The following is a 26355-nucleotide window of genomic DNA, read 5'->3' as shown; positions in this document are numbered from 1 at the left end:
CCTGGTGGGTTGCAGATGGTGGATTGTGAGAAGTGCAGATCAGATCTGCGGGTCTGTGGTGTCGGCACGTGTGTTGCGTCGGCGGACCCAGAGGGCCAGCCCGCCCGCGCCGAGCACGGTCAGGGAACCGGCGAGGATGTAGGGCAGTGCGCCCGTCCCTCCGGTGGTCGGAAGGGTCAGCGCCGGCACGTCGCGCACCGTGATGATCTGACCGGTGGAGGTCACCGCCTGATCGCCGCCTGCGGTGATGCTCACCGTGCGGTCCGGGTTGATGACGAACTTCACGGGAGCGGCGAGCAGGCTGAACCCGTCGGGTGCCGTCAGCTCGCTCAACCAGTACGTACCGGCCGGGATGCTGTCGATCTGGAACAGACCGGTCTCGACCCCGTTGATGGTGAAGGGAAGCGCCGTGCCCGGCTGCCCGTTCGCGTCTGCGAGCACCGCGAACGAGGAGCCGTCCATGCGCACCCAGGTGTTCGCTGCCGCTTCGCCGACCTTCTCGATCTTCAGCGGGATGCGGAACGGCTCGACGGGGGTCTCGGTGCTGTCGTTGTTCGAGCGCACCGGACCGCCCTTGGGGTCGGTTCCCGTGGAGTAGGCCGTGTTGATGACCTTCTTCGCGTCGACGTCTGCCTGGCCTATGACGTACGGCGCATTCGCGGCGCACGTCGAGATCTGGGTCGGCGCGATCGTCGTGGGCGTGCAGGTGACGGTGATGTTGCGCTGCGTCAGGCGGTCATCGACCACGGTGATGTTCGCGACCGTGATGTTTCCGGTGTTGGTGACGGTGAACGCGTACATGATGTGGTCGCCGAGCCCGGTCACGCCGTCCTGATCGATGTCGACGACCGAGGCGGTCTTGTCGAGCACGAGGGCGGGCGTCCAGATGGCGGGGATGATCTCGTCATCGGTGTCCGTGACGTTCGGTCCGACCGCCGGCGTTCCGGTGGCCCGTGCGACGTTCGTCAGCGGAGCGCTGTCGAGGTCCGCCTGCTGCACCACGTAGGTGGCCGTGCAGGTCATCTTGGCGCCACTGGCGAGTGTGGATCCCTGAATCGGCGTGCAGGACAGCGTCGTCATGTCGCCCGCACCCGAGAACGTGTCCTCGGTGATCCGCACGTTCGTGAGGTTCGTGTTGAGCGTCGTGTTCGTCGCGGCCTTGGGAGTCGTGTTGGTCGCCACGAAGCTGTAGGTGATGACGTCGCCGACCTTCGAGTACGCCTTGTCGGGATCGGTGTCGCTCGTCACGGCGACTCCGTTCACGGCGGTGATGCTCTTGACGATGTCGATCGACGGCTGGATGACCTCGAGCGACGCGTTGGCCGGCGGGTTCAGGTTCGTCGTGATGTTGGCGGGACCGTTGATGTAGGTGCCGTTCACCGTCGAGGTGACATCGACCGTGATGGTGCACGATGCCTGCCCGAGGGCGAGGTCGCCGCCGGTGACCGACACCGAGGTTCCGCCGGCCGGCGCCGTGACCACATAAGCCGCACCGGTGCGCTGCGTGCAGGTGCCGCCGACGTTCGGGGCCGCCGCGATCTTGAGGTTCGTCGGCAGCGCGTCGGTGATGGTCCAATCGCTCTTGGCCATGAGGTCGGTCGTGTTCGTGACGGTCAGCGTCATCTTCGAGGTCGAGCCGTTGGTGATCACGGTCGGGCTGAACGCCTTGTCGAGCTGCGGGGTCACATCGACGATCTGCGGCAGATCGAAGGCGACGTCGTTGCCCGCGCCGGTGGCCGTCGCGTTGTAGAGCATCAGACCGAGGTTCGCCGTGGTTCCGACGGGCACCTGGTAGGCGGCCGACTGCAGCTTCGCGATCTGCGTCTCCCACACCGTGTTGTTCGTGCACGGGTTCAGTCCTGTGCTCAGGGTGATCGGGGTGCCGTTCACGAGGAGGCTGAAGGTCTCCTTGGGCTGGTTCGCTCCGCCGGCTGCGGGGCAGTTGACCGCAGCGAAGTATGCGGAGACCGCGTAGTAGTGACCGCCGATGGCCGGGATGGTGTTGACCGTGCGGAACTGCGTGCCCGCGGCGATCGCTCCGTTCGTCGCATTCGTGTACGACGTCAGCACCTGGTTGGTCGCGGCCTGCGTCGTCGTCTGGCCCTGCGCGACTCCGAGCGCACGAGCCATCTGCTGCAGCGTCGTCCACGTCGTGCTGACGTTGTTCAGGCAGCCCAGGTCAGTGACGGGCGCCGTCGGAGTCGCACCGCTCATGATCCAGCCGTTGCACTGGTTGCCGGCCGGGGTGTACTGCGTCGAAGCCGTGTACGTCGAGTTCGCGGCTGCCGCACCGCCGACGTAGGTGGTGATCGACCGTGCGGCGAGTGCTGCGCTCTGGTTCGAGAAGTCCTCGGTGTACACCGGAGTACCCGGCTGAGGCGTTCCCGGTGTGCCGGGCACCGTCGCCGCGGCTGTGATTCCACTGTTGGGGGCGAGCGTCGCTCCGGCGACGAGCACGCCGGCGATGGCGAGCACGCCGAGCAGCCGCGTGATCGCCCGTCGGCGAGGCGCGACTGCGGAGCGTAATGGCCGCTCCGTCGTGCGGTGGTGCGAGCGAATGCTCATGAATGTCCCAATCCCGGCACGCCCTCGGCCCGCCGGATACGGCGGAGCGCGAGAGGCGGATGCCTGTCCCCGAAAGTCGTGTGTGTCCCCAGTGCGAGACAGGAAGCAGAAGCCGCCCGTCACATACCCAGACCCCGGCGCGGACTTTTTATGACGGGCGCGGGAGAAAACTTTTCGGGGGGCTCTTCGGGCTGCCCTAAGCTCGCACCATGTTCAGCGCCGAGACCCTCACGACCTTCGTCGTGGCCGCGTTCGTCATGGTCGTGATCCCCGGACCGACAGTGCTGTTCACGATCGGCCGGGCGATGGCCCTGGGGAGACTGGGCGGGTTCCTCAGCATCCTGGGCACGGCGCTCGGCTCGATCCTGCTCGTCATCGCCGTCGCTTTGGGCGTCGGCACCGTCGTGGCGCAGTCGATCGTGCTGTTCACCATCGTGAAGGTGCTGGGCGCCGGCTACCTCGTCTTCCTCGGCGTCCAGGCCATCCGGCATCGAAAAGATGCCGCGGCCACGGTGACAGGACCTGTGGCGCGGCGATCAGGCGTGCGTCTGCTCGGTGAGGGGTTCGTCGTCGGGGTCACCAACCCCAAGTCGATCGCCTTCTTCCTGGCGATCCTTCCTCAGTTCGTCGACCTGCACGCAGGGTCGGTGCCGATGCAGCTCTTCGTGCTCGGCACGATCGTCGTCGCGATCGGGGTGGCCTGCGATGCGATCTGGGTGCTGCTGGCGAGCGCCGCGCGCGAATGGTTCGGACGCTCTCCGCGACGCATCGAGGCGATGGGCGCCACCGGCGGCGTGCTCATGATCGGGCTCGGCGCGTTCCTCCTGCTGTGGAACGACAAGCCTGCGAACGCCTGAGGCCGAGACTCACATACGCGCGAAGCGGGCGCGGACCATCGAGAAGACGCCGTAGATCGCGAGTCCGACCCCGACGAGCCAGAGGATCGCTCGGCCCAGGGGCAGGTCGACGAGGCTCCGCAGAGCCGCATCGAGACCAGCGGCCTTCTGCGGATCCTGCGTCCACGCGGCGACCACGAAGAGCGCTCCGGTGACCGCGATCGCGATTCCCTTGGCGATGTAGCCGGCGACCCCGAGGGCGATGATCCCGGGCCGCGACGGGCCCGTCGGGACATCCATCGTCTTCTCGAAGCCCCGAGTGAATCCGATGACGATGAATCCGATGCCGACACCCGCGACGGTCAGACCGAGAAGGATGAGCGCCACGATGCCACCCGGCGCCGAGAGCACGACGGCGCTGAGCGCCCGAGAGGTGTCTTCGGACTCGACGTGCCCGCCGAAGGCGAAGATCAGGGCCAAGCCGGCGATCACGAGGTACGCGCCCGCGATGCCGATCAGCTTGATCCTCATCCCCCACTTCCTGGTCTCCTTGCCGCCGGTGAGGAGACCGCTGGCGACCTGCCAGACCGCGAGCGCGATCAGGGCCACCGCGATCACGCCGAGGACCAGCCCGCCGACGGGAGTCGAGCGGATCTGCTCCATCGCGCCGTCCTGATCGGCGTCTCCGCCGCCGCCGCTGGCGATCGACACGGCGATCGCCCCGATGATGATGTGCACGAGGCCGATCACCACGAATCCCGCCCGCGCCACGCGCCGGAAGGCATCGGATCGCTGCGCCGTGCGCGCGGCACCCTTCGCTGAGGTCATCCGAGCAGGATATCTGTCGGCGCGAAGACGTCGGAGGGGGTTGCGTCGTCGCTGAGAGCCGCCCTCGTCAGGTCGCCCTCTCGACGGGTTGGCGCAGGATCGTCCGGAGCTTCGCCGGTTCGACCCGTCGGACATCGCTGAGGTAGATCTCGTGGTGCAGGCCCGTCATCGACAGGCCGTTCTCGGGGATGAATCGATGGTGCAGCTCGTCGAGCACCGGGGCCTCGTCGTCGTAGGAGCCGACATGGAGCGTCTGCACGCTGAGCCCTTCGTCGAGGGTCTCGAGACGCACAGAGCGGAGGGCGGGTGCAGGCTGCTTCTTCTTCGTCAGCTTCGCCTCGACCGTGTCGACCGCGTGGTCGAACATCTCCGGGGCGATGTGGTCGGGCACCATGATCAGGAGAGTCCACCGCCACGCCGATTTGTCGCGGCGCGATGTGAACGACTCCATGTCGGGCGCGTGCCACTGCCCCTCGAGCGGCATCACGACCGTGTCGATCCCGAGCTGCTCCCTGCTCGCGAACTTGAGCGCGTAGGCGATCGGGAAGAGTGCGGACACTGCCTCCTGGTATGCCTGGGCGGTGTTGGGATCGCCCGCCCCGTCGACCATCAGATACTGCATCGAGGGAACATCGAGGATGCGGAACTCCCCGTGCTTCGCCTGATAGGCGTCGAGGGTCTTCTTCGGGTCGAGCGCCATCGCGGGTCCTCTCACGGCGGAATCGGCATCCGACCGTCGGCACAGTGTCGCACGGGCGACGGACGTCGGGTGGTCGGCGCGCATCCGCGCCGACCACCCTGACGCGCTCAGGCGGGCTCGACCGCGAGCCACAGCTCGCAGGACGCGTGCGTCCCGGTGAACTCGAGATACCGGACGATCGAGGGCGCGGGCCGCAGCCGCCACGGATTCGACGGGAACCACTCCGTCGCCGTCGCCGCCCACAGTGTCTGCAGGGTCTCCGGGAACGGCCCCGTAGCGGCGAAGACCGCCCAGGCGCCCGCCTCGACCCTCACGACATCGAGATCGTCGGGCACCGAGGTGGTCGGCCGCACGGAGACTCCGTGCAGGTAGGTGAGCTCGGTGCCCTCCGGCGCATCCTGAGCGATGTCCCCCGTGATGGCCAGGATCCCCTCGGGCTGCGCATCGCTCAGCGCCTTGAGGCGAGCATGCTCCTCCGGGGCGATCGAGGAGATGTGCGCCTGGATGTGCGGATTGGTGCCCTCGTGGATGAGCGGCACTCGTGCGGCATGGCCGACGAGGACGAGCTCGGGGGTGGTGGTGATGGTGACGTGCATCGGGGTGCTCCCTTCGACGCTCAGGCGGAACCGAAGCGTGGGTTGTGTGCGGAGAGGACCCCCGTCTCGGCGCGCATCGACCGGGCTGATCCCGTGCACGGCGCGGAACGCCCGGCCGAACGCCTCGATCGAGCCGTACCCGTGTCGCACGGCGACGTCGAGCACGTTCGGGGCGCCGGCGGCGAGTTCTGCGCCGGCCAGCGTCATCCGCCGACGGCGGACGTATTCCGACAGCGGCATCCCCGCCAGAGCCGAGAACATCCGGCGCAGGTGGTACTCCGTCGTGCCGTGCACGCGAGCGAACCCGGCGACGTCGATCTCGTCGCCGGTGCCTGCCTCGACGAGATCGACCAGTGCGTTGAGCGTTCCGATCATGAGGTCCTCCTTTCCCCACCATCGTGCGGCCCGAGGGCGATCTGCGACCCGACTTTCCGTGTCGGATCCGATCGATCGCCTCTCGGAGGTCAGCTCCGCTCGCCCGGATCGGCGAGCAGGTCGGCGAATGCCAGCTCGGCCGCGCCGATCAGCAGCCTGTCAGCGCCGAGAGCGGCCGGGCGGATCTCGAGCGCCTCGGCGCTCTCCGACATCGCGAGCGCCGTCACATCATCGACGATCTGATCCGCCCGCAGATCGGCGAGGGTGGCGAGGAATCCGCCCAGCACCACGAGAGCAGGATTGAGCACGTTCACGGCATTGGCCAGCGCGCTCGCGAGCACATGCGCCTGACGCGTGATCTCGGCGGCCACCACCGGCGAGTCGGATTCGGAGAGCTCGGCGGCGAGCGTCTCATCGTCGGCGGAGTCGAGGCCGACCGCATCGAGAAGCAGCCGGCGGCTCACCTCGGCCTCGAGCACACCGTCGCGAGTGCGGCGGTCGGCGTCTGCCGAGATCCGGGGTCTGTTCTGACCGAACTCCCCCGCGTAGCCGCCCGCCCCGGCGACCGGCTTCCCGTGGATGATCAGTCCGCCGCCGATACCCGACGCACCTCCGTTCAGGTAGACCACGTCGTCGATCCCCCGGCCGGCGCCGTAGCGGTGCTCGGCGATGGCTCCGAGCGTGGCGTCGTTGTCGACGAAGGCGGCAGACGCCGTCGCCGAACGGACGAGTTCGGCTAGCGGCACATCGGTCCAACCGAGATGAGGCGCATTGCGCACGACACCGTCGGATGTTCGCACGAGGCCGGGGACCGCGACACCGATCGCCGCGATCCGTGCCGCGGCGAGCGCCCCTTCGCGCCAGGCGACGATGCGCTCGGCGATCGTCGACACCACCGCATCCGGCGTCGGAACGGTCTCGTTCGGCAGTCGCTCGCGCAGGACGATGCTGCGGTCGAGGCCGATCGCAGCGATCTCGATCGCGTCGACCTCAGGGTTCACCGCGATGGCGACGACGCGAGCCGACGCCGTCACGACCGGTGAGGGACGCCCCACACGGCCGGGTACGTCGGGTATGCGCTCGTCTACGAGACCGCGTCTGACGAGCTCTGCGACGAGGTCGGCGATCGTCGAGCGGTTGAGCCCGGTCTGCTCGGTCAGAGCGGCTCTCGACTGCGCGCCGTTCTCGTGCACGAGCCGCAGGAGGAGGGCGAGGTTGTGCGGGCGGGTGCCCAGCGCGGGGCTCGGCTGCGTCGGCATCCCTTCACTGTAGGGGGTGGACGCACCTTCTGTCATGAGATATGTTGTGAATCGCAACTTATTCGATGACCTGCACAGGAGCAGCCATGACCACCCCCACCCGTGACGACAAGTTCTCCTTCGGCCTGTGGACCGTCGGCTACAACGGCGCCGACCCGTTCGGCGGCCCCACGCGCCCGGCGCTCGACGTGGTGCACGCCGTCGAGAAGCTCGCCGAGCTCGGCGCGTACGGCCTGACCTTCCACGACGACGACCTGTTCGCCTTCGGCTCGACCGATGCCGAGCGCCAGACTCAGATCGACCGCCTGAAGGGTGCGCTCTCCGACACCGGCCTCGTCGTGCCGATGGTCACCACCAACCTCTTCAGCGCGCCGATCTTCAAGGACGGCGGTTTCACCTCGAACGACCGCGACGTGCGCCGCTATGCACTCCGCAAGGTGTTCCGTCAGCTCGATCTCGGTGCCGAGCTCGGGGCCAAGACCTTCGTCATGTGGGGTGGCCGCGAGGGTGCCGAGTACGACTCGGCCAAGGACATCCGCCAGGCGCTCGAGCGCTACCGCGAGGCCGTCAACCTGCTCGGCGACTACGTCACCGACAAGGGCTACGACATCCGCTTCGCGATCGAGCCGAAGCCCAACGAGCCGCGCGGCGACATCCTGCTGCCGACGCTGGGCCACGCCATCGCCTTCATCGACTCGCTCGAGCGCCCTGAGCTCGTCGGCGTGAACCCCGAGGTCGGGCACGAGCAGATGGCAGGACTCAACTTCACCGCGGGCATCGCTCAGGCGCTGTTCCACGGCAAGCTCTTCCACATCGATCTCAACGGCCAGCGCGGCATCAAGTACGACCAGGACCTCGTCTTCGGACACGGCGACCTGCACAACGCCTTCTCGCTCGTCGATCTGCTCGAGAACGGCGGCCCCGGTGGAGTGCCCGCCTACGACGGCCCCCGTCACTTCGACTACAAGCCGAGCCGCACCGAAGACGAGAAGGGCGTGTGGGAGTCGGCCGCCGCGAACATGCGCACGTACCTGCTGCTCAAGGAGCGGGCGGCCGCATTCCGCGCCGACCCCGAGGTGCAGGAGGCGCTCGCCGCCGCCCGCGTCGACGAGCTCTCGACGCCGACCCTCAACCCCGGAGAGAGCTACGACGACTTCCTCGCCGATCGCTCGGCATACGAGGACTTCGACGCGAACTCGTACTTCGGCGGCAAGGGCTTCGGGTTCGTCCGGCTGCAGCAGCTCGCGACCGAGCACCTGCTCGGCGCTCGCTGATCGTCATGCCACTGGTTCTCGGGGTCGACTCGTCGACCCAGTCGTGCAAGGTCGTCGTCGTCGACACGTCGACCGGGGCGGTCGTCCGCTCCGGTCGCGCGTCGCACCCGGAGGGGACGTCGGTCGACCCCGAAGCCTGGTGGCAGGCGCTGAACGCCGCGATCGCGGAGGCGGGGTCGCTCGACGACATCGCCGCGTGGTCGATCGGCGGGCAGCAGCACGGCCTCGTCGCGCTCGACGAGTCGGGTGCGGTGATCCGCGATGCGCTGCTGTGGAACGACACACGTTCCGCGGGTGAGGCGCAGGATCTGATCGGCGAGTTCGGTGCGTCCGAACTCGCCGACCGCACCGGCCTCGTGCCCGTCGCCTCATTCACGATCACCAAGCTGCGCTGGCTGCGCGACCACGAACCGGAGAACGCGGCACGGGTCGCCGCCGTCGCTCTGCCGCACGACTGGCTGACGTGGCGTCTACGCGGGTTCGGACCCGACAACCCCGCGCTCGACGAGCTGGTGACCGATCGGTCCGACGCCTCCGGCACCGGATACTGGAACCCGTCGACGGGCGACTATGACCGCGAGCTGCTGGTGGCGGCGCTCGGCCATGACGCGATCCTCCCCCGGGTGCTCGCCCACGACGAGTGGGTGACGGATGCCGACGACCGGCGCGTCGGTGCGGGAGCGGGTGACAACGCGGCCGCCGCGCTCGGACTCGGCGCCGTTCCAGGTGATGTGGTCGTGTCGATCGGCACCTCGGGCACGGTCTGCGCCATCAGCACCACTCCTCTGAGTGACCCGACCGGGACCGTCGCGGGCTTCGCCGATGCCTCGGGCAACTTCCTGCCTCTCGTCGCCACGCTCAACGCCGCGCGGGTGGTCGATGTGACCGCTGCGCTGCTCGGGGTCACGCACAGCGAGTTCAGCGACCTCGCGCTGCGGGCCGCCACCGGCGCGGGCGGCCTCACTCTGCTCCCCTACTTCGAGGGCGAGCGCACCCCGAATCTGCCGGATGCCACGGCCTCCCTCTCGGGGATGACACTCGCCTCGACGACGAGGGAGAATCTCGCCCGCGCCGCCGTCGAGGGGATGCTCCGAGGACTCGGCGCCGGGCTCGATGCACTGCGCGATCTCGGCATCCCGCTCGAACGCGCCCTGCTGATCGGCGGCGGAGCGCAGTCGGCGGCCGTGCGTCGCATCGCGCCGGAGATCCTCGGCCTGCCGGTCGAGGTGCCCGAGCCCGGCGAGTACGTCGCGCTCGGCGCCGCCCGGCAGGCATCACAGCTCGTCGGCTGATCCCGCCGGAACGCACCCCGCCGGGAGGAGATCTCCTTGTCGAGAGGACGAATTCGCCGCATCCGTCCTCCCGAAGCGCAGTTCTCCTCCCGAGCGGGCGACCGAACGACCGAGCACACGAGCGAGGCGGATGCCGTCAGCCGGCCAGCACCCTGGCGTCCCGCTGGGCGATGATGCTCAGCTCCGCCGCCGCGAAGGCGTGCGCCTGCGTCATCGCGTGCTCGGTGCGGTCGATGCAGTCGCGGATCAGCTGACCGAAGAACGGGAACCCCGTCTTCCCTGTCGCGTCGAAGCGGAACTGTCCGTCCTGATCGACGAGCAGCACCTGTCCGCCGCCGTTGTCGGTCGTGATGTCGGTGTACTTGCGCAATTCGATGTATCCGTCGGTGCCGAGCAGCACGGTGCGACCGTCGCCGAAGACGTCGAGCCCCACCGGGGTGAACCAGTCGACGCGCACGTAGCCGGTGGTGCCGTTGTCGAGCACGACGTGGGCGTCTCCGAAGTCCTGCAGGCCCGGAGTGTCGGGGTGCGCGTAGTTGGCGACGGTCGAGCTCACGATCTCGCCGGTCGTCGCGCCCGTGTAGTACAGCATCTGCTCGAAGTTGTGACTGCCGATGTCGCAGATGATGCCGCCGTACTGCTCGGGATCGTAGAACCAGTCGGGCCGCCCCGTGCCGATGCGATGGGGGCCGAATGACGCGACCTGCAGCACGGTGCCGATCGCGCCCCGATCGATCAGCTGGCCGGCGAGGATCGCCGCCTCGGAGTGCACGCGCTCGCCGTAGTACACGGCGAACTTCCGCCCGGTGCGCTCGACGGCTTCTCGAGCGGCATCGAGGTCGTGCATCGTCGTGATGGCGGGTTTGTCGGCGAAGAAGTCCTTGCCCGCGTCGAGCACGCGCACGCCGAGTGGAGCCCGCCGATTCGCGATCGATGCACTGGCGACGAGCCGCACCTCCGGGTCGTCGAGCACCTCCTGCTCGCTCGCGGCGGCACGCGCCTGCGGGAAGCGTTCGAGGAAGTCGGCGATCTTCACCGGGTCCTCGTCGAAGACCAGCGAAAGGGTTGCGCCGGCCTCGATCAGCTGCTCGACCATGCCGACGATGTGACCGTGGTCCAGTCCGATCGCGGCGAAGACGAACTCGCCGGGTGCGACGACAGGTTCGGGGAGCGGATCGAAGGTGTAGGTGCGGGTCATCGCCGGGTCTCCTCGTGGTTCATGTCATAGGTGCGCAGGCGTCCGCACATGCCGAATCCGCGGTCTCCCCCCGAGGGTACGGCTTCGTGCGCGCGAGCATCGGCCAGGTGCGCCACCGAACCGGATGCCACGGCATCGGCGAGCGCCACCGAGCGCTCGGCCTGAGCCAGCGGACCCTGGCGCACGAGGTCGCCCCACGCCTCGGCGCGGTGGCGTACGAGCACACCGGCGGCGGCATGGAACGCGCGGAGCGCGCCGTGATCACCACCCGAGACGGCATCCCGCAGCGTCTCGAATCCCGTCACGGCGAGATCACGTCGTCGGGCCGCTCGCTCGGCGCGTTCATCTGCATCGTCTCCGAGCGAGGCCGCCGCCGCATACGCGTCGGGGTCGCCCACGATCTCGGCGGGGAACGTCATGACCGCATCACCCGCCTCGGGGAGTCCGGCGTCGCTCATCAGCACGACGACCCGCAGGTCGCCGCCGTTCACGGCACGGTGGATGGTGCCAGGGGTGAACCAGACGACGGACCCCGACCTCAGCGGGGTCTCATGGAACCCGGCGGCGTCGATCGTCTGCAGGGCTCCCTCACCGGAGATCACGACATAGGCCTCGGTCGAGACGAGGTGCATGTGAGGGCTGCCGCCGCAGATGCCGTCCGGCGCGGCATCCGGGTAGACGTCGAGGTGCGACAGCGATGTGCCGCCGGGGAACGAGGATGCGGTCACGATGCCGCCTCCACGAGCGACGCGGTCTTCTCGAAGAAGTGCGGGGCGTTCGCCACCAGCTGTCCCGCCCGATAGTAGGGATCGGACGCCGTGATCGGCAGCGAGACGAACTGGCGCTCGAAGCCGGACTTGTAGATCGCGGTCACCACCTCGACCGCATCGCGGCCGTCCTGTCCGCCGGCGATCGGGACTCTCCCCTCACGGATCGCGCTGAGCAGGTCGCCGATCTGGCCCTCATGCCCGAGGTGGGCGAGCGGGGCACGGCCGGCGACGAGCTCCTCGATGCGTGCGACGGCCTCGGGGTCTCCGCCGTCAGCGGGAAATCCGTCGCGTCGGGACTGCTCGGCGACGACGGAGAACGGCTGGGACACCCGAGCGTTCGCCCCCTGGATCACGATCGCCTGCTCCTCCCCGTGGTGCACCACGGAGCTGGTCAGCTGCGCGAGCCCCCGTTCGTAGCGGAAGACGGCGACCGAGAGATCCTCGACCTCGGCGTTGTCGTGCTGCGCGTTGGCGAGCATGGCCGTGATCTCGGCCGGGCGTCCGAGCAGCCACAACAGCAGGTCGATGTGGTGGATGGCGTGGTTCAGCGTGCAGCCGCCCCCCTCTTTCTCCCAAGTGCCGCGCCACCAGAGGTCGTAGTACGGCAGCCCACGCCACCACGCCGAGTCGACCCGGACGTGCGAGATCGATCCGAGCAGACCCGAGTCGACGACCTCCTTCAGCGCGGCGAGATCGTCGCGGAAGCGGTTCTGCGCGACGACGGACAGCACGCGGCCCGAGCGCTCCTGCGCGGCGAGCATCGCATCGCACTCCTCGAGGGACGGAGCCATGGGCTTCTCGACCAGCACGTGGATGCCGGCATCGAGCGCAGCGGTCGCGAGCGAGGCGTGCGTCGACGGCGGGGTCGCGATGCTCACCAGGTCGACGAGACCCGAGGCGATCATCGCGAGCGGATCATCGAACGTCGCCGCCCGCGTGAGCCCGAACACCTCGGCCTTCTGCGCGGCCCGGCCGGGGATGACGTCGGCGAGCGCGGCGATTTCGCAGTCGCCCGCGAAGGCGAGGTATCCGCTGATGTGCGCGTCGGCGATCCCGCCGGTGCCGATGATGCCGATCCTGAGCATTCGCTGCCTCCCCGATGAGGTGTTACTACGTATTACTAAGACGTAGTAGATACTATCGAGACAGACACCCGCCACGTCAAGCCCGGAAAGGAGGATGCCGTGGAGAAACGCCCGACCAGCCACGACGTCGCCCACCTCGCCGGGGTCTCGCAGTCCACCGTCTCTTTCGTCTTCACCGGGCGGCCGGGGATCTCCGAGGCGACGCGCGAGCGGGTGCTTCGCGCAGCATCCGAGCTGAACTACCGACCCAACCTGGCCGCCCGGTCCATGCGCACCCAGCGCACCGGCCGCCTCGCCGTCGTCGTGCCGATCGCCACGATGAATCCGCTCACTCTGCTCTCCGGCGCAATCTCCGCCGCGCGCGAGGCAGGCTACGTCGTGGAGGTGGTGAGCCTGCCCGAGGAGGCGACCGCGCGCGACGATCGCCTCGCCGATCTCATCGGGTCGGGGCAGTACGAGGGCGTGCTCGCGTTCACGCCGCTGCCCGCCACCGACTCCCCCGCCGACGGCCCCGTCGTGCTCTCGGTCGGCGAGTTCGATGACGCGATGCACATGACCGGCGCTTTCACCGATTCGCGACCCATCACCGAGATGATCGAACGCCTCGCGGCACAGGGACATCGGAGATTCGTGCATCTGGCCGGCCCCGACGACTTCCCGTCGGCACGAGCCCGTCGCGCGGCCTACCTCGAAGCGATCGAGCGTCTCGGACTCGAGTCGCTCGGTGTGTTCGGAGAGGAATGGAGCGGCAGCGCCGGTGAGGCCGCCGTCGACAGGCTGCCCGCAGACGCACCGCCGCTCGCCGTGATCGCCGCCAACGACGTGATCGCGACCGGAGCCATCCGAGCGGCGACACGACGCGGATGGACGCTGCCCGACGACGTCGCCGTCACGGGGTGGGACGATCACCCCCAGAGCGCGTTCCTCGTGCCGTCGCTGACGAGCGTGTCGCAGGACCGCGAGAGACTGGGCGCCTACTCGATGCACCGTCTGATCGCAGCCGTCCGCGGCGGCGATGAGCCGATGAAGCCCGACGGTCTGCTGACCGTCATCTGGCGCGAGTCGACCGATTCTCCCCACTGACCGCCGAGACCTGGAGGCGCACATGAAGATCCTGATCCCGAACACCATCGAGCTGCCGGTGACCGCAGACGTCGAGACCGTCGTCTACGACATCGACGCCGAGATTCCCGCCGAGCACCGTGACGCCGAAGCGCTCGTCGTCTGGCACAACTCCTCGTCGTGGCTCCGGGAAGCCGCCCGCGCACTGCCCCGCCTGTGTCTCGTCCAGGCCCTCGCCTCCGGCGCGGATGCGGTTCTCAACGCCGGGTTCGGCGCCGACGTGCGCATCTGCTCCGGTCGCTCGCTGCATGACGGACCCGTCGCCGAGCATGCGCTGACCCTGATCCTGAGCGCCGTTCGACGTCTCGACCGGCTGCGCGACGCTCAGCGCGAGCACGTCTGGGACGAGGCGTTCAACGAGGAGCAGAGCGCCGCGCCCACTCGCGCGCTCTACACGCTGTCCGGCGCCCGCGTGACCATCTGGGGATTCGGTTCGATCGCCTCGACGCTCGCGCCGTTCCTCACCGCACTCGGCGCGGAGGTGCAGGGCATCGCCCGCACCGCCGGAGAGCGATCCGGGTATCGGGTGCACTCGGATGCCGATGCAGCCGCCGTGCTGGCTGACACCGACGTGCTCGTCTCGATCCTGCCCGCCACCGACGAGACCGCCGACCTGTTCGACGCCGAGCTCTTCCTCGCGCTCAAGCCAGGCGCGGTGTTCGTGAACGTCGGTCGTGGTGTGACCGTCGACGAGGCCGCGCTGATCGCGGCGCTGGAGTCGGGACAGCTGCGCGCCGCGGCGATCGATGTCGCGAAGTCCGAGCCGCTTCCGGCATCCGACGTGGTGTGGGACGCACCGAACCTGCTCATCACCCCTCACATCGCCGGCAACCGTCCGGTCGGAGCGGCACGCCTGGTCAACCAGAACGTGACCCGCCTCCTCGCGGGCGATGATCTCCTCAACCAGGTGCACCCCTAGGGTCTGGACACCGCGGGGCGAGCGGCGCATGCTGAGGGCATGACCGCCTTTCAGACCACACACGCGTTCAGCGGGTTCAGCGTCGACGACATCGACGCCGCCCGCTCCTTCTACGGCGACACCCTCGGCATGGACGTCACCACCAATGCCATGGGGTTCCTCGACATCAGCCTGCCCGACGGCGGATCGATCCTCGTCTACGGCAAGCCGAACCATGAGCCCGCGAGCTTCACGATCCTGAACTTCCCGGTGGACGACGTCGAAGCAGCCGTCGACGAGCTCAACGAGCGGGGCGTCGTGACCAAGATCTACGACGACTCGGAGTTCGCCACCGATGAGAAGGGCATCCTGCGAGGCGGTCCCGATCGAGGGCCCGACATCGCCTGGTTCACGGACCCCGCCGGCAACGTCCTCGCCGTGCTCGCCGCCGGCTGAGCGCCGCTCTCAAGCGAGGAGCGAGTCGAAGAGCTCGTTCACGGCCGGGTCGACTCGCTGCAGCTCGGGATGCGCGTCGTGCCAGTCGATGATCTCGCGCGCCGCGGTGTGCAGTGGCACGAGCGGGGCGAAGTCCGGCACGAGGCGGCGGACCTTGGTGTTGTCGAAGACGACGGAGTGCGCCATGTCACCCGTGAGCTGCCCGGCGCGGTCGGGTGCGGCATCCTCGATCGCCGCACTCGTGGCGTACCGGATCTTCGGCTCTGCTCCCGCCGCGCGACCGAGGATCGCGTAGATCTCGTTCCAGGTGTAGACGAAGTCGCTCGTGATCTGGAAGGTGTCGCCGTAGGCGAGCGGGTTGCCGAGCAGCCCTGCGAAGCCGACCGCGAAGTCGCTCGAGTGCGTGAGCGTCCACAGCGACGTGCCGTCGCCGTGGACGATGATCTCCTCACCCCGGCGGATGCGGTCGATCGCCGTCCACCCTCCGAACGCCGGGATCGTCCACTTGTCGTAGGTATGCGAAGGCCGCAGCACCGTGACCGGGAATCCGCGATCCCGGTACGCGGCGGTCAGCAGGTCCTCGCAGGCGATCTTGTCGCGCGAGTACTGCCAGTACGGATTGCGCAGCGGTGTGGACTCGGTGATCGGAAGACGAGAGACCGGCTTCTGGTAGGCGGATGCCGAACTGATGAAGACGTACTGTCCCGTCCGGCCCTCGAAGCGCTCGATGTCCCGCTGCACCTGATCCGGCGTGAAGGCGATCATGTCGGCGACGACATCGAACTCACGACCGGCGAGGGCGGCGTCGACCGCTGCTGCATCCGACACATCCGCCGTCAGCACCTCGACGCCGTCAGCGGGCTCGCGCTGCGACTGTCCGCGATTCAGCAGAGTGACCTCCAGCCCCCGGGACGCCGCGAGCGCACTCGCCGCCGAGGAGATGATTCCGGTTCCACCGATGAACAACACCGTCGTCGCAGTCATGCATCCGACTCTAGCGACGGGTCAGGCGGGGAGGCCGCCTAGGCGAGGTGCTCGAAGAGCGCGCGGACGGCCCCTTCGACGGCATCCGGATCTTCCGCACGGATCGCGAGGGCGGCGGCTTCGGCCGCAGCGACCAGCCCGGGTGTCGCGTCGTCTCCGGACGCAGTCTCGGAGAACTGCAGCGCGCATTGAGCGAGGATCGTGGCCTCGACCAGGTGCATCGCCTGTCGCGGATGCCGCACGAGATCGTCGACGGCGGTGAGGAACGCGATGGCCGCGGCGTCGCGGTCGGCTGCGGCCTGCGCGCGACCGATCTCCTCGGCATACGCCGCGAGATCGGAGCGGACGCCTTCCGCGGCCGTGGGCAGCGCCGTGCGGAGCGCCGTCCCCGCGAGCACGCCGGCGTAGCTGATCGCGGCACGCGACTCGGGTGCGGTGAGGTCCGCGACCTTGGTGTAGCGCGCGGGAGTGACCTCGACCAGTCCGATGTCACGCAGCCGGATGATCGCTTCGCGGATCGGGTTGAGCGACATGTCGAGCTCTCGGGCGAAGCGCATCGTGTTGAGCGTGTCGCCCGACCGGTAGTCCCCCCGCAGGATCGCCCCGAGGATGTGCTGGAAGGCAAGTTCGGGCAGTGGCACGGCACCGCGATGGGTCCAGTGGTGCGTCCGTGGATCCGCGTAGGCGATGGTCATTGGTGCTCCCCAGGTCCGTTGTGTACGCCCCCTGTGACAGGGGCCCCCACTAGACAGACTCGCTGCCGCCCGGAATATTACGCAGCGCCAGGGAAAAAGTCAGACGACGCTGGCGCCGGGCGCCGCAGCGAACTCCTCGAGAGCGGTGACGACGTCGTCGGAGAGCTCGACCTGGCTGGCCGCCACCGCGTCGTCGATCTGGCCCGTGCGCGATGCTCCGATGATCGCGGTGGTCACCACGGAGTCCCGCAGCACCCACGCGACGGCGAGCTGGGGAATCGAGAGGCCCGCGTCCTTCGCGACGCGGTCGATGCCGCGGATGCGCTCGAGGTAGCTGTCGGTGAGCGCGGACCCGTTCAGGAAATGGCTGTTCGCGGCACGCGAGTCGGCCGGGACGTCACCGTCGATGTACTTGCCGGTGAGCAGGCCCTGCGCGAGCGGCGAGAACACGGCGCTGCCGATCTCCAGCTCGCGCAGCGCCGGGAACAGCTCGGCCTCGGGAGTGCGGTCGAACAGCGAGTACCGCGGCTGGTGCAGCAGCAGCCTCACGCCCTGATCCGCGAGCAGCTGATACGCGCGACGCGCCAGCTCGGCCGGGTAGTTCGAGATGCCCACGTACAGCGCCTTGCCGCTGCGCACGATGTCGGCGAGCGCCGTGACCGTCTCCTCCAGCGGGGTCTCGGGGTCGGGGCGGTGCGAGTAGAACACGTCGACGTAGTCGGTGTTCATGCGCTGCAGACTCTGCTCGAGCGAGCGCATGAGGTACTTGCGCGATCCGCCGTCGCCGAACGGCCCCGGCCACATGTCGTAGCCGGCCTTGGTCGTGACGAACAGCTCGTCTCGGTAGCGGGCGAGCCCGCTGTCGAGAACGGCGCCGAACGTCGACTCGGCGGACCCGTACGGCGGACCGTAGTTGTTCGCGAGGTCGATGTGCACGACACCGCGGTCGAACGCGTGCAGCACGATCTCGCGCTGACTGTCGAAGGTGCGGTCGCGACCGAAATTCTGCCAGAGTCCGAGCGACACCTTCGGCAGCTTCACCCCGCTGGAGCCTGCGCGCTGGAACGGCACGTCGGTGTAGCGGGTGGCCGCAGCCTCGTAGGCATGCGTCAGGCGGGGGTCATCGGCGGCGATGGGCATGAGGGACGCTCCTGGATCCGAGGCGGGAAGAGCTTCAGGATAGCGCTTTCTCGCACAGCGGGACCAGGACTCCGATGCATGCTGCGCCGGCATACGGGTGTCCGCGCTCGCAGGCCCGACCGACCGCTGTCAACCACACCGACGAAGTCCGACGGTCGGGGTAGCGTGACGGAGAGACGGCGATCATCGCATTCACCCCCGCTCCCCGCGGGAAACGAGAAGAGGTCCATGATGGGCGGGACCCCACCGTCGAAGCTGTCCGGCACGTCGAACGCCATCGTCGTGACCGGAGCACGGGTGCACAATCTTCGCGACGTGAGCGTCGCGATACCCCGTGATGCCCTCGTGGCCTTCACCGGCGTCTCCGGCTCGGGCAAGAGCTCCCTCGCATTCGGCACGCTGTACGCCGAGGCGCAGCGTCGGTACTTCGAGTCGGTGGCGCCCTATGCGAGGCGCCTGATGAGCCAGGTCGACATCCCCGACGTCGACGCCATCGGCGGGCTGCCTCCGGCGGTGGCCCTCCCCCAGCAGCGCACCGCGGGAAGCGCTCGATCGACCGTCGGCAGCGCCACGTCGATCGGCAACGTCATCCGCATGCTGTTCTCGCGAGTGGGCACGTACCCCAGTGGGGCGGAGCCGCTGTTCGCCGAGGACTTCTCCGCGAACACCGTGCAGGGCGCGTGCCCGCGCTGCCACGGGATCGGGCAGGTGTACGACGTGCCGCTGCACCTCATGGTCCCCGACGAGTCGCTGTCGATCCGCGACCGTGCGCTCGACGCCTGGCCGCGCGCCTGGCACGGCAAGCAGCTCATCGACAGCCTGATATCGCTCGGCTACGACATCGACATCCCGTGGCGCGATCTGCCTGAGAAGCAGCGTCAGTGGGTGCTCTACACCGAGGAGTCGCCTCAGGTTCCGGTGTTCACCGACCGCGGCCCGGCGCAGGTGCGCAAAGCCGTCGCGGCCGGCATCGAGCCCTCGTACATGAGCACGTTCGTCGGCGTGAGGCAGTACGTGCTCAACACCTTCGCCAACTCGAAGAGCGCGAAGATGCGCGAGAAGGCGGCGAGCTTCATGGTCAGCGTCCGCTGCCCGATGTGCGACGGACGCCGCCTGAAGCCCGAGGCGCTCGCCGTGACGTTCGCCGGTCTCGACATCACAGAGATGGCCGCGATGCCACTCGCGGACCTCGAGGCACTCCTCGAGACGGCACTCGACTCCTCCGGCAACGGAACGGATGCCCCCGGCGCCGGTGGCGAAGCGCTCTCACCCGAGAAGAAGCTCGCGGCGCACCGGCTGGTCGACGAGCTGCGCGATCGGATCTCCCCCATCATCGAGCTCGGTCTGGGCTACCTCTCGCTGGATCGCTCGACCCCGACGCTCTCGTCGGGTGAGCTGCAGCGTATGCGGCTCGCGACCCAGGTGCTGTCGCAGCTGTTCGGGGTCATGTTCGTGCTCGACGAGCCGTCTGCCGGCCTCCACCCCGCCGACGGCGAAGCGCTCGTGCGCATCCTCCGCTCGCTGCGAGACTCCGGAAACACGGTCTTCTTCGTCGAGCACTCCCTCGACGTGATCCGGCATGCGGACTGGATCGTCGACATCGGCCCCGGAGCGGGATCCACCGGGGGTGAGATCGTCTATTCCGGCCCGATCGACGGGCTGCGGGACGCGGAACGCTCCCAGACGAGACGATATCTGTTCGCCGACGACCTGCGAGCCGAGCAGCCGACGGCACAGCCGCGGAACCCTCGCGAACCCGACGCCGAACTCGTGCTCGTCGACGTCTCGCGGAACAACCTCCGCAGCGTCTCCGTGTCGGTCCCCCTCGGCTGCCTCACCGCCGTCACGGGCGTCTCCGGTTCGGGCAAGTCGTCTCTCGTCACCCAGGCCCTGCCCGACCTGCTGCAGAGCAGCCTCTCCAGCGAGGTGGACGGCTCGTCGACCGACACGTCGACGAGGGAAGAGCAGGGCAGCGCAGCAGCTGATCCGCTGTTCTCCGCACCGATCGCCCACACGACGGGTCGCGCCTCCGGTCCCGCCGACCGCGTGCGACGCGTGGTGCAGGTCAGTCAGAAGCCGATCGGCCGCACCTCTCGATCGAACGTGGCGACGTACACCGGGCTCTTCGACCGCGTCCGCGCGCTGTTCGCCGCGACACCGGAAGCACGTCGGAGGCGCTACGCCGCGAGCCGCTTCTCGTTCAACCTGGCGAGCGGGCGATGCCCCACCTGCAAGGGCGAGGGCACGGTCGAGGTCGAGCTGCTCTTCCTCCCCACCGTCCACGCCCCCTGCGGCACCTGCGGCGGCACGCGCTACAACCCGGAGACCCTCGAGATCGAGCTCCACGGGCACACCATCGCCGACGTCCTCGCCCTGAGCGTGAACGACGCGCGTGTCCTCTTCGAGGACGATGCCGACGTCGCGCGACACCTCGATGCCCTCCTCGACGTGGGGCTCGGGTACCTGCCGCTGGGCCAGTCGGCGACCGAGCTCTCCGGCGGCGAGGCGCAGCGCGTGAAGCTGGCGTCCGAACTGCGGCGCGCCCAGCACGGCGACACCCTCTACCTGCTCGATGAGCCCACCTCAGGACTGCATCCGTCGGACACCGATCGGCTGCTCGTCCATCTTCAGCATCTCGTCGACGCCGGCAACACGGTCGTGATGGTCGAGCACGACATGCGCGTGGTCGCACAGGCCGACTGGGTGATCGACATGGGACCGGGAGCCGGAGAGCTCGGCGGCACTGTCGTGGCGCAGGGAACTCCGCGTTCCGTCGCCTCCGCGAGCGGAAGCACCACGGCGTCGTACCTCGCGGATGCCATCGCGGCTCAGGAACTCGGAGTCAGCGCCTGAGAACAGAAAATCCCTGCCGAGGCAGGGATTCTTTCTGCGGAGACGAGGGGATTTGAACCCCTGGTCCCCGTGAGGGGACTCCACCTTAGCAGGGTGGTGCACTCGGCCGGACTATGCGACGTCTCCAGGCATCCGAACCGTGAAGAGCGGATGCACCTTGCAATCATAACGGGTTCCCGTGGCTGGAACGAATCGGGGCTCAGGGTCCTCGGCCGGGCCGCCTGCAGGACGAAAGCACATCTGCAGGACGAGACCCGACGGATGCTCCCGCATCCGTGCTCCGGTCATGCACACAGCACGGGTGACGGCGCGTGACCCGAGACGATCCCTCAGCCGGCGCTCGATTCGCGCACCACGAGTTCGGGCTGGAACCGCACGCGACGGTCGTGCTCGACGCCGTCGAGCTCCTTCAGCAGCAGATCCACCCCGGTCCAGCCGAGCAGCCTGGCGGGCTGGCGCACGGAGCTCAGCGGCACGACGGTCGCCGAGGCGAAGTCGATGTCGTCATAGCCGACCATGGCGATGTCCTGTGGCACACGGATGCCGGAGCCGAAGCTGAACGCCTGCAGCAGCCCGACGGCGAGCAGGTCGTTCGCGGCGAAGACGGCATCCGGGCGCGATTGGGGCCCACGCGCCGCGATGGCCTCGCCCGCAGCCCTGCCCTGGAGCACCGTGAGCGCGGACTGCTCGAAGATCTCGAGAGTGACATCGGGGTGAGCGGCGACGGCCGCCTGCACGCCGCGCAGACGATCGGCGACCTGCTGCACCGACTGCGGTCCTCCGACGAATGCCAGCCGGCGACGTCCCGAAGCCAGCAGGTGATCGGCAGCCAGGCGTCCGCCTTCGACGTCATCGACCGAGACCGACGGCAGCAGCCCCTCCTCCACCTCGCGGTCGACGAGGATCACCGGCATGCCGCCCGCGGCGAATCGATGCACGGCCGAGAGGTCGTCGGTGGCGGGTGTGAGCAGCACGCCGTTGACCCGCTGCTCCTGGAAGAGCTCGAGGTGCGCGACCTGGCGCTCGTCTCGCTCGTCGCTGTTGCCGAGCAGCACCGTCATGCCGGCATCCGCTGCCCGGTCCTCCGCGCCGCGCACGACCTCGGCGAAGAACGGGTTGCCGATGTCGGGCACCACGAGTCCGATGCTGCGGCTGCGACCCGCGCGCAGCTGCCTGGCGGCGTCGTTGCGCACGAAGCCGAGTTCCTGGATCACCCGCTGCACGCGCTCGACCGTCTTGGCGGACACGCGCTCGGGCTGATTGAGCACGTTCGAGACGGTGCCGACCGAGACGCCGGCCGCAGCCGCCACGTCCTTCACCCCTACCGCCATGGCCTGCCTCCGTCCGTCCGCGCGTGCGCCACGACTACCTTCTCATTCCGCGGGGTGAACTCCGCGCCGGCGACGCCCGGGAACCGCGACGACGGCGAGCGCCGCGCAGCCGATGCCCGCGATGAACAGGGGCGCGAGCGCCCAGGTCACGACGCCGGTGAAGACGGCCGCGGCCGCGATGTACGCGGCTCCGGCGGCATCCGCTGTGATCATCCCCGGCACCGCGCGGACCGCGGCGGTCCACCCGGTCGACGGCGACCAGGCGCCGGCGGCGAGCAGCACGGCGACCGCGAGAGCGAGCAGCCCCGCCCAGCCGATGACCGCGATGATCTCGCCACCGGGCAGTGCGCCCGAGCCCGCGAGCACGACGTCGACCGTGAGCACGGCGGCGATCAGCGCCGCCGGCACCCCGACGCGGAGCGAGGGCAGGATGCCGGTGCGCACGTCGTCCCAGAACAGGGCCGTGCGCGAATCCTCCGCGGCGACGAAGCGACGCAGGTGACGGATGCCGGCAGCCAGGGCGATCGGCAGCGTGACGACGCCGAGGGCGATGATCGTCATCAGCAGTCCGACCGTGAGCACCTCGCCGAACAGACCGAACTTGGCGGTCGCTCCGGGGTTGACCCCGGGCTCGACACCGGCGACCGTCGGGCCGGCGCCCGAGCGCGCCTCGCGCTTCGCCGCCCGGTGCGCCCGACGCTCTGCGTTGATGACCGACATGACTAGCCCTTCAGTCCCTGCGTGGCGACTCCGTCGACGAGGAAGCGCTGGAAGACCACGAAGAACAGCAGCACCGGCACGAGGGCCACGAACGACGCCGTGACCGTCGCGCCGTAGTCGGACGACGAGGTCTGGTCGTTGTAGAGGCGCAGCGCGATCGGCAGCGGGTAGTTCTCGGGGCTCGTCAGGTAGAGCAGCGGGCCGAGGAAGTCGTTCCACGCCCAGATGAACGAGAAGATCGCGCAGGTGATCAGGGCGGGCTTGATGAGCGGCAGGATGATCGACCAGAAGATCCGCAGGTGGCCTGCTCCGTCGATGCGCGCCGCTTCATCCATGTCGCGGGGCATCTGGCGGATGAACTGCACGAGAAGGAAGACGAAGAACGCCTCGGTGGCGAGGAACTTCGGCAGGATCAGCGGGATGAAGGTGTCGACCCATCCGAGCTGGTTGAAGATGATGTACTGCGGGATGATCACGACGTGGAACGGCAGCAGCAGCGTGCCGATCATCGCGGCGAACAGCACGCCGAGTCCCTTGAACTGCACTCGTGCGAAGGCGTAGGCGGCGAGCGCCGACGAGAGCACCGTGCCGACGACGGCCGAGACCGCGAGGATCAGCGAGTTCAGGAAGAAGCGCCACATCGGCACTCCGGCGATGCCCTCCATGACCTTCCCGTAGTTGTCGAGCGTCGGTGCCTGCGGCAGCAGACCGGGGTTCTGACCGAACTCGGAGTTCGGCTTGAACGTCGACAGGAACAGCCACAACAACGGGTAGAGCACCACCGCGGTGAGCACGAGGAGACCGATGAACCAGATGACGGTCTGCCAGGTCTTGCGCTTGATGCGGCGACGCGGGGCGGGCGGACCGACGGGCGTCGTCTGCTGCGCGGCGAAGACCGGAGTGGATGCGGCGCCGGACGTGGTTGCCTGATTGGAGGTGCTCATTTGTCGTCTCCCGAGTAGTGCACCCACGACCTCTGAGTGCGGAAGAGGATGAAGGCGATGATCGCGACGACGACGAGCAGGACCCACGCGATCGCGGCCGCGTAGCCCATCTGTCCGTCGGAGAACCCTCGCTTGTACAGGTACACGGTGATGAAGTTCGTCATGCCGGCGGGGCCGCCGGTGCCGTTCGAGATGATGTACGCCGAGGCGAACACCTGGAACGCGCCGATGAGACCGAGCAGCAGGTTGAAGAACATCACCGGGGAGAGCATCGGGATCGTCACCGCGCGGAACCGACGGTAGGCGTTCGCGCCGTCCATCTCTGCGGCCTCGTACAGCTCCTTGGGGATCTGCTTGAGACCCGCGAGGAAGATCACCATCGTGGCTCCGAACTGCCAGACGGCGAGCAGGATCATCATCGGGAGCACGAGGCTCGGGTTGCCGATCCATCCGCCGAGATCCACGCCGAAGATCTGCAGACCGCTGTCGACCGGACCGTCGGAGGAGAACATGGCCCGCCACACGATGGCGACCGAGACCGAGCCGCCGATGAGGGACGGCGCGTAGAAGGCGGAGCGGAAGAAGCCGGCGCCCTTGTCGCGGTAGTTCAGGAGCATCGCGACGCCGAGGGCGGCCGCGAGGGTGATCGGAGTGCCGATGAAGACGTAGACGAGGGTGATCTGCGCCGACTGGATGAAGTTCGGGTCGCTCGTGAAGAGTCGGATGTAGTTGTCCAGCCCGATCCACTTGGGCGGCTGGAAGATGTTGTACTTCGTGAAGGAGAGGTACAGGGAGTAGATCATTGGCACGGCGGTGAGACCGAAGAAGCCGATGAGCCACGGGGTGAGGAACGCATAGCCGGTCGCCGTCTCACGCCGCAGACGTGCGCGCTGGCCCGGCCGCGCGAGTTCGTTCTCGGGGCGGCGGCCGCTGCGCAGCGCCCGCCCTCGCCCGGACTTCTTGCCCGTGACGATCGTCCTGGTCGCCGTCGTGCTCATGACAGCTCCTTCCGAAGTGGATGGGATGCGGTGGGCCGGGCGGATGCCACCCGGCCCACCGACGGGATCACTGGTTGAGGACGACGTCCATCTCGGAGAAGAACTGCGTCACGGCCTCGTCGACCGTCGTGGTGCCGAAGTTCAGCTCGGTGCCCAGCACCCGGAACTTCTCCTCGAGGGTGCCGTAGCCGACGATCGGCACGGGCGGAGCGTCGCCGAGGCGGTCGGCGATCGACTCCTCGTAGTCCTTGACGAGCTGGCTCATGGGATCGAGCTCTGCGGCCTCGAGAGCGGTCTCGGATGCGGGGAGGCCACGGTTGGTGCCGAAGATCTCGCCGGACTCGGGCGAGTTGACCAGGAAGTTGACGAGCGTCGCCGCCGCCTCCGGGTGCTCGGTCTTGGCCGAGATCGTGTGCAGCATCGAGGGCTTCAGGTACAGATCCTTCGCGCCCTCCTTCGTGACCGGCGGGGCGACGAGGCCGAGCTCGGTGTAGCTCTCGCCGAGGTTGGCGAGGTAGCCCGCACCGAAGTTGTCCCACGTCAGCTCGCTGGCGTTCTTCGCGGCGTCGAACGCGGTGAGGGGGTTGAGCTCCTCGACGACCTGCTGCGGAACGACGACTCCGTCACGGATGTCGTCTCCGGCCTCCCAGAACTCCTTCAGACGGTCTTCGTCGAAGCCGGGCGTGCCGTCTTCGTCGAACAGGTTCTTGCCCTCGCTGCGCAGCTGCAGCTCGAAGTTCTGGATGCGCCCCGTCCAGTCGGACCCGCCCCAGAACTCACCCGCGCCGGCATCGGTGATCTCGCCCATCCACTCGTCGTAGTCCTCCCAGTCACCCCCGGGGAACTCCTCGACGCCTGCGGTCTCGAGCAGCTGGGGGTTGGTGAAGACGCCCCACGCGTTGGTCGACGTGGTGATGCCGTAGGTCGTGTCATCGACGACGCCGATGCCGAGGATGTTCTCGGAGAGCGGCTCGGTGTCGATGACCGAGCCGAGGTAGGGCTCGAGGTCGAGCAGCAGGCCGTTCTCCGAGTACTGACGCAGGTACGAGTAGTCGAACTGCATGACGTCGGGGAGTCCGCCGCCGGCGGCCTCGGTCTGGCGCTTCTCCCAGAACTCCGGGAACCCGAGGAACGTCGCGTTCACCGTGATGTTCGGGTACTCCTCGTTGAACGCCTCGATCGCCTGGTTGTAGAGATCGGCGCGGACGTCGTTGCCCCAGAACGCCAGGTCGAGCGTGACCTTCTCGTCGGGGTCGTACGTGGGCTCGCCCTCGGGGCTGCCTCCGCCGGCGCAGCCGGCGAGTACCAGCGCTGCGCTGGTGGCGACGGCCGCTGCGGCCGCCAGACGCTTCTTGCTGAACATCGTTGTCCTCTCTGATGAACGTCCTCGTTCGGCAGGGCCGCGGAACGCCTGTGTCCATGTGGTGCGGGATGCG

Annotated in this window: 23 protein-coding genes and 1 tRNA gene; 7 read left to right on the top strand and 17 right to left on the bottom strand. The window is 68.5% G+C overall.

The window, feature by feature from the left end:
* Window positions 1-39: 39 nt before the first annotated feature.
* Window positions 40-2565, bottom strand: a complete 2526-nt coding sequence (locus tag SOM10_RS15095) for a prealbumin-like fold domain-containing protein (protein WP_320490840.1) — start codon at window positions 2563-2565, stop codon at window positions 40-42.
* 209 nt (window positions 2566-2774) lie between these two features.
* Between SOM10_RS15095 and SOM10_RS15090 the strand changes: the two genes are divergently transcribed.
* A complete protein-coding gene (locus SOM10_RS15090) occupies window positions 2775-3422 on the top strand; it encodes a LysE family translocator (protein ID WP_320490839.1) in 648 nt (215 codons plus the stop codon).
* A gap of 9 nt (window positions 3423-3431) precedes the next feature.
* On the opposite strand, the gene SOM10_RS15085 is transcribed toward SOM10_RS15090, so the two are convergent.
* From SOM10_RS15085 to SOM10_RS15070, 4 genes are all read right to left on the bottom strand, one after another.
* Complete coding sequence (locus SOM10_RS15085; RefSeq protein ID WP_053098781.1) at window positions 3432-4229, bottom strand: DUF1206 domain-containing protein; 798 nt, start codon at window positions 4227-4229, stop codon at window positions 3432-3434.
* Between the two features lie 67 nt (window positions 4230-4296).
* Window positions 4297-4929 (bottom strand): GyrI-like domain-containing protein, encoded by a 633-nt coding sequence (locus SOM10_RS15080; RefSeq protein ID WP_320490837.1) that lies wholly within the window; start codon window positions 4927-4929, stop codon window positions 4297-4299.
* Between the two features lie 107 nt (window positions 4930-5036).
* Window positions 5037-5900: an AraC family transcriptional regulator gene (locus SOM10_RS15075; RefSeq protein ID WP_072590736.1), complete on the bottom strand. Its 864-nt coding sequence runs from the start codon at window positions 5898-5900 to the stop codon at window positions 5037-5039.
* Window positions 5901-5989: 89 nt separating this feature from the next.
* Window positions 5990-7159, bottom strand: coding sequence for an ROK family transcriptional regulator (locus tag SOM10_RS15070; RefSeq protein WP_320490833.1), 1170 nt, complete (start codon window positions 7157-7159; stop codon window positions 5990-5992).
* A gap of 86 nt (window positions 7160-7245) precedes the next feature.
* On the opposite strand from SOM10_RS15070, the gene xylA reads away from it, so the two are divergent.
* On the top strand, window positions 7246-8433 hold the full coding sequence (xylA, locus tag SOM10_RS15065; protein ID WP_056276871.1) for a xylose isomerase: 1188 nt from the start codon (window positions 7246-7248) through the stop codon (window positions 8431-8433).
* Window positions 8434-8438: 5 nt separating this feature from the next.
* Window positions 8439-9725: a xylulokinase gene (xylB, locus tag SOM10_RS15060; RefSeq protein ID WP_320490832.1), complete on the top strand. Its 1287-nt coding sequence runs from the start codon at window positions 8439-8441 to the stop codon at window positions 9723-9725.
* 136 nt (window positions 9726-9861) lie between these two features.
* On the opposite strand, the gene SOM10_RS15055 is transcribed toward xylB, so the two are convergent.
* From SOM10_RS15055 to SOM10_RS15045, 3 genes are read right to left on the bottom strand one after another with little or no spacing between them, the layout of a single operon-like run.
* On the bottom strand, window positions 9862-10923 hold the full coding sequence (locus tag SOM10_RS15055; RefSeq protein ID WP_320490830.1) for a Gfo/Idh/MocA family oxidoreductase: 1062 nt from the start codon (window positions 10921-10923) through the stop codon (window positions 9862-9864).
* Window positions 10920-11651, bottom strand: coding sequence for a cupin domain-containing protein (locus SOM10_RS15050; RefSeq protein WP_320490828.1), 732 nt, complete (start codon window positions 11649-11651; stop codon window positions 10920-10922). The genes SOM10_RS15055 and SOM10_RS15050 overlap by 4 nt, the downstream gene beginning before the upstream one ends.
* A complete protein-coding gene (locus tag SOM10_RS15045; protein ID WP_320490827.1) occupies window positions 11648-12778 on the bottom strand; it encodes a Gfo/Idh/MocA family oxidoreductase in 1131 nt (376 codons plus the stop codon). Before SOM10_RS15045 ends, SOM10_RS15050 begins: the two co-directional genes overlap by 4 nt.
* A 99-nt stretch (window positions 12779-12877) precedes the next feature.
* On the opposite strand from SOM10_RS15045, the gene SOM10_RS15040 reads away from it, so the two are divergent.
* Genes SOM10_RS15040 through SOM10_RS15030 form a run of 3 tightly spaced genes read left to right on the top strand, consistent with a single transcriptional unit; the run spans window position 12878 to window position 15254 of the window.
* Window positions 12878-13861, top strand: a complete 984-nt coding sequence (locus SOM10_RS15040) for a LacI family DNA-binding transcriptional regulator (protein ID WP_053098772.1) — start codon at window positions 12878-12880, stop codon at window positions 13859-13861.
* A gap of 22 nt (window positions 13862-13883) precedes the next feature.
* Window positions 13884-14819, top strand: a complete 936-nt coding sequence (locus tag SOM10_RS15035; protein ID WP_320490825.1) for an NAD(P)-dependent oxidoreductase — start codon at window positions 13884-13886, stop codon at window positions 14817-14819.
* 39 nt (window positions 14820-14858) lie between these two features.
* Entirely contained in the window at window positions 14859-15254 is a 396-nt protein-coding gene (locus tag SOM10_RS15030; RefSeq protein WP_053098770.1) for a VOC family protein, read from the top strand.
* Between the two features lie 9 nt (window positions 15255-15263).
* Here the strand turns inward: SOM10_RS15030 and SOM10_RS15025 are convergent, their stop codons facing one another.
* The 3 genes from SOM10_RS15025 to SOM10_RS15015 all read right to left on the bottom strand — a co-directional run bounded on the left by SOM10_RS15025 (window position 15264) and on the right by SOM10_RS15015 (window position 18073).
* The gene (locus tag SOM10_RS15025; protein ID WP_320490823.1) at window positions 15264-16238 is read right to left on the bottom strand and encodes an NAD-dependent epimerase/dehydratase family protein; all 975 of its coding nucleotides are present in this window, start codon (window positions 16236-16238) and stop codon (window positions 15264-15266) included.
* A 38-nt stretch (window positions 16239-16276) separates the two neighbouring features.
* Window positions 16277-16933: a GntR family transcriptional regulator gene (locus tag SOM10_RS15020; protein WP_320490821.1), complete on the bottom strand. Its 657-nt coding sequence runs from the start codon at window positions 16931-16933 to the stop codon at window positions 16277-16279.
* A 99-nt stretch (window positions 16934-17032) separates the two neighbouring features.
* Window positions 17033-18073 (bottom strand): aldo/keto reductase, encoded by a 1041-nt coding sequence (locus tag SOM10_RS15015; RefSeq protein ID WP_320490819.1) that lies wholly within the window; start codon window positions 18071-18073, stop codon window positions 17033-17035.
* Between the two features lie 228 nt (window positions 18074-18301).
* On the opposite strand from SOM10_RS15015, the gene SOM10_RS15010 reads away from it, so the two are divergent.
* The gene (locus SOM10_RS15010) at window positions 18302-20926 is read left to right on the top strand and encodes an excinuclease ABC subunit UvrA (RefSeq protein WP_346433363.1); all 2625 of its coding nucleotides are present in this window, start codon (window positions 18302-18304) and stop codon (window positions 20924-20926) included.
* 37 nt (window positions 20927-20963) lie between these two features.
* On the opposite strand, the gene SOM10_RS15005 is transcribed toward SOM10_RS15010, so the two are convergent.
* From SOM10_RS15005 to SOM10_RS14980, 6 genes are all read right to left on the bottom strand, one after another.
* A tRNA-Ser gene (locus tag SOM10_RS15005) sits at window positions 20964-21052 on the bottom strand.
* 203 nt (window positions 21053-21255) lie between these two features.
* Window positions 21256-22257: a LacI family DNA-binding transcriptional regulator gene (locus tag SOM10_RS15000; RefSeq protein ID WP_320490815.1), complete on the bottom strand. Its 1002-nt coding sequence runs from the start codon at window positions 22255-22257 to the stop codon at window positions 21256-21258.
* A gap of 42 nt (window positions 22258-22299) precedes the next feature.
* Window positions 22300-22977 (bottom strand): hypothetical protein, encoded by a 678-nt coding sequence (locus tag SOM10_RS14995; RefSeq protein WP_053098765.1) that lies wholly within the window; start codon window positions 22975-22977, stop codon window positions 22300-22302.
* Window positions 22978-22979: 2 nt separating this feature from the next.
* A complete protein-coding gene (locus SOM10_RS14990; protein ID WP_053098764.1) occupies window positions 22980-23921 on the bottom strand; it encodes a carbohydrate ABC transporter permease in 942 nt (313 codons plus the stop codon).
* Window positions 23918-24919, bottom strand: coding sequence for a carbohydrate ABC transporter permease (locus SOM10_RS14985; protein WP_053098763.1), 1002 nt, complete (start codon window positions 24917-24919; stop codon window positions 23918-23920). Before SOM10_RS14985 ends, SOM10_RS14990 begins: the two co-directional genes overlap by 4 nt.
* A 67-nt stretch (window positions 24920-24986) precedes the next feature.
* On the bottom strand, window positions 24987-26282 hold the full coding sequence (locus SOM10_RS14980; protein ID WP_053098762.1) for an ABC transporter substrate-binding protein: 1296 nt from the start codon (window positions 26280-26282) through the stop codon (window positions 24987-24989).
* Between the last annotated feature and the right edge of the window lie 73 nt (window positions 26283-26355).

The organism is Microbacterium sp. CFBP9023 (genome assembly GCF_034045055.1).
Lineage (GTDB): Bacteria > Actinomycetota > Actinomycetes > Actinomycetales > Microbacteriaceae > Microbacterium.
Note: the sequence above shows the minus strand (reverse complement) of the source record. Positions and strands in the feature narration are given on the sequence as shown.

Bases quoted from the DNA above. Each gene is read 5' to 3' on its own strand.
- SOM10_RS15090 (WP_320490839.1), top strand. From the start codon at position 2,775: ATGTTCAGCGCCGAGACCCTCACGACCTTCGTCGTGGCCGCGTTCGTC.
- SOM10_RS15085 (WP_053098781.1), bottom strand. From the start codon at position 4,229: ATGACCTCAGCGAAGGGTGCCGCGCGCACGGCGCAGCGATCCGATGCC.
- SOM10_RS15030 (WP_053098770.1), top strand. From the start codon at position 14,859: ATGACCGCCTTTCAGACCACACACGCGTTCAGCGGGTTCAGCGTCGAC.
- SOM10_RS15035 (WP_320490825.1), top strand. From the start codon at position 13,884: ATGAAGATCCTGATCCCGAACACCATCGAGCTGCCGGTGACCGCAGAC.
- SOM10_RS14980 (WP_053098762.1), bottom strand. From the start codon at position 26,282: ATGTTCAGCAAGAAGCGTCTGGCGGCCGCAGCGGCCGTCGCCACCAGC.
- SOM10_RS15020 (WP_320490821.1), bottom strand. From the start codon at position 16,933: ATGACCATCGCCTACGCGGATCCACGGACGCACCACTGGACCCATCGC.
- SOM10_RS15075 (WP_072590736.1), bottom strand. From the start codon at position 5,900: ATGATCGGAACGCTCAACGCACTGGTCGATCTCGTCGAGGCAGGCACC.
- SOM10_RS14985 (WP_053098763.1), bottom strand. From the start codon at position 24,919: ATGAGCACGACGGCGACCAGGACGATCGTCACGGGCAAGAAGTCCGGG.
- SOM10_RS14995 (WP_053098765.1), bottom strand. From the start codon at position 22,977: ATGTCGGTCATCAACGCAGAGCGTCGGGCGCACCGGGCGGCGAAGCGC.
- SOM10_RS15045 (WP_320490827.1), bottom strand. From the start codon at position 12,778: ATGCTCAGGATCGGCATCATCGGCACCGGCGGGATCGCCGACGCGCAC.
- xylA (WP_056276871.1), top strand. From the start codon at position 7,246: ATGACCACCCCCACCCGTGACGACAAGTTCTCCTTCGGCCTGTGGACC.
- SOM10_RS15015 (WP_320490819.1), bottom strand. From the start codon at position 18,073: ATGCCCATCGCCGCCGATGACCCCCGCCTGACGCATGCCTACGAGGCT.
- SOM10_RS15095 (WP_320490840.1), bottom strand. From the start codon at position 2,565: ATGAGCATTCGCTCGCACCACCGCACGACGGAGCGGCCATTACGCTCC.
- SOM10_RS15055 (WP_320490830.1), bottom strand. From the start codon at position 10,923: ATGACCCGCACCTACACCTTCGATCCGCTCCCCGAACCTGTCGTCGCA.
- xylB (WP_320490832.1), top strand. From the start codon at position 8,439: ATGCCACTGGTTCTCGGGGTCGACTCGTCGACCCAGTCGTGCAAGGTC.
- SOM10_RS14990 (WP_053098764.1), bottom strand. From the start codon at position 23,921: ATGAGCACCTCCAATCAGGCAACCACGTCCGGCGCCGCATCCACTCCG.
- SOM10_RS15000 (WP_320490815.1), bottom strand. From the start codon at position 22,257: ATGGCGGTAGGGGTGAAGGACGTGGCGGCTGCGGCCGGCGTCTCGGTC.
- SOM10_RS15070 (WP_320490833.1), bottom strand. From the start codon at position 7,159: ATGCCGACGCAGCCGAGCCCCGCGCTGGGCACCCGCCCGCACAACCTC.
- SOM10_RS15025 (WP_320490823.1), bottom strand. From the start codon at position 16,238: ATGACTGCGACGACGGTGTTGTTCATCGGTGGAACCGGAATCATCTCC.
- SOM10_RS15080 (WP_320490837.1), bottom strand. From the start codon at position 4,929: ATGGCGCTCGACCCGAAGAAGACCCTCGACGCCTATCAGGCGAAGCAC.
- SOM10_RS15010 (WP_346433363.1), top strand. From the start codon at position 18,302: ATGATGGGCGGGACCCCACCGTCGAAGCTGTCCGGCACGTCGAACGCC.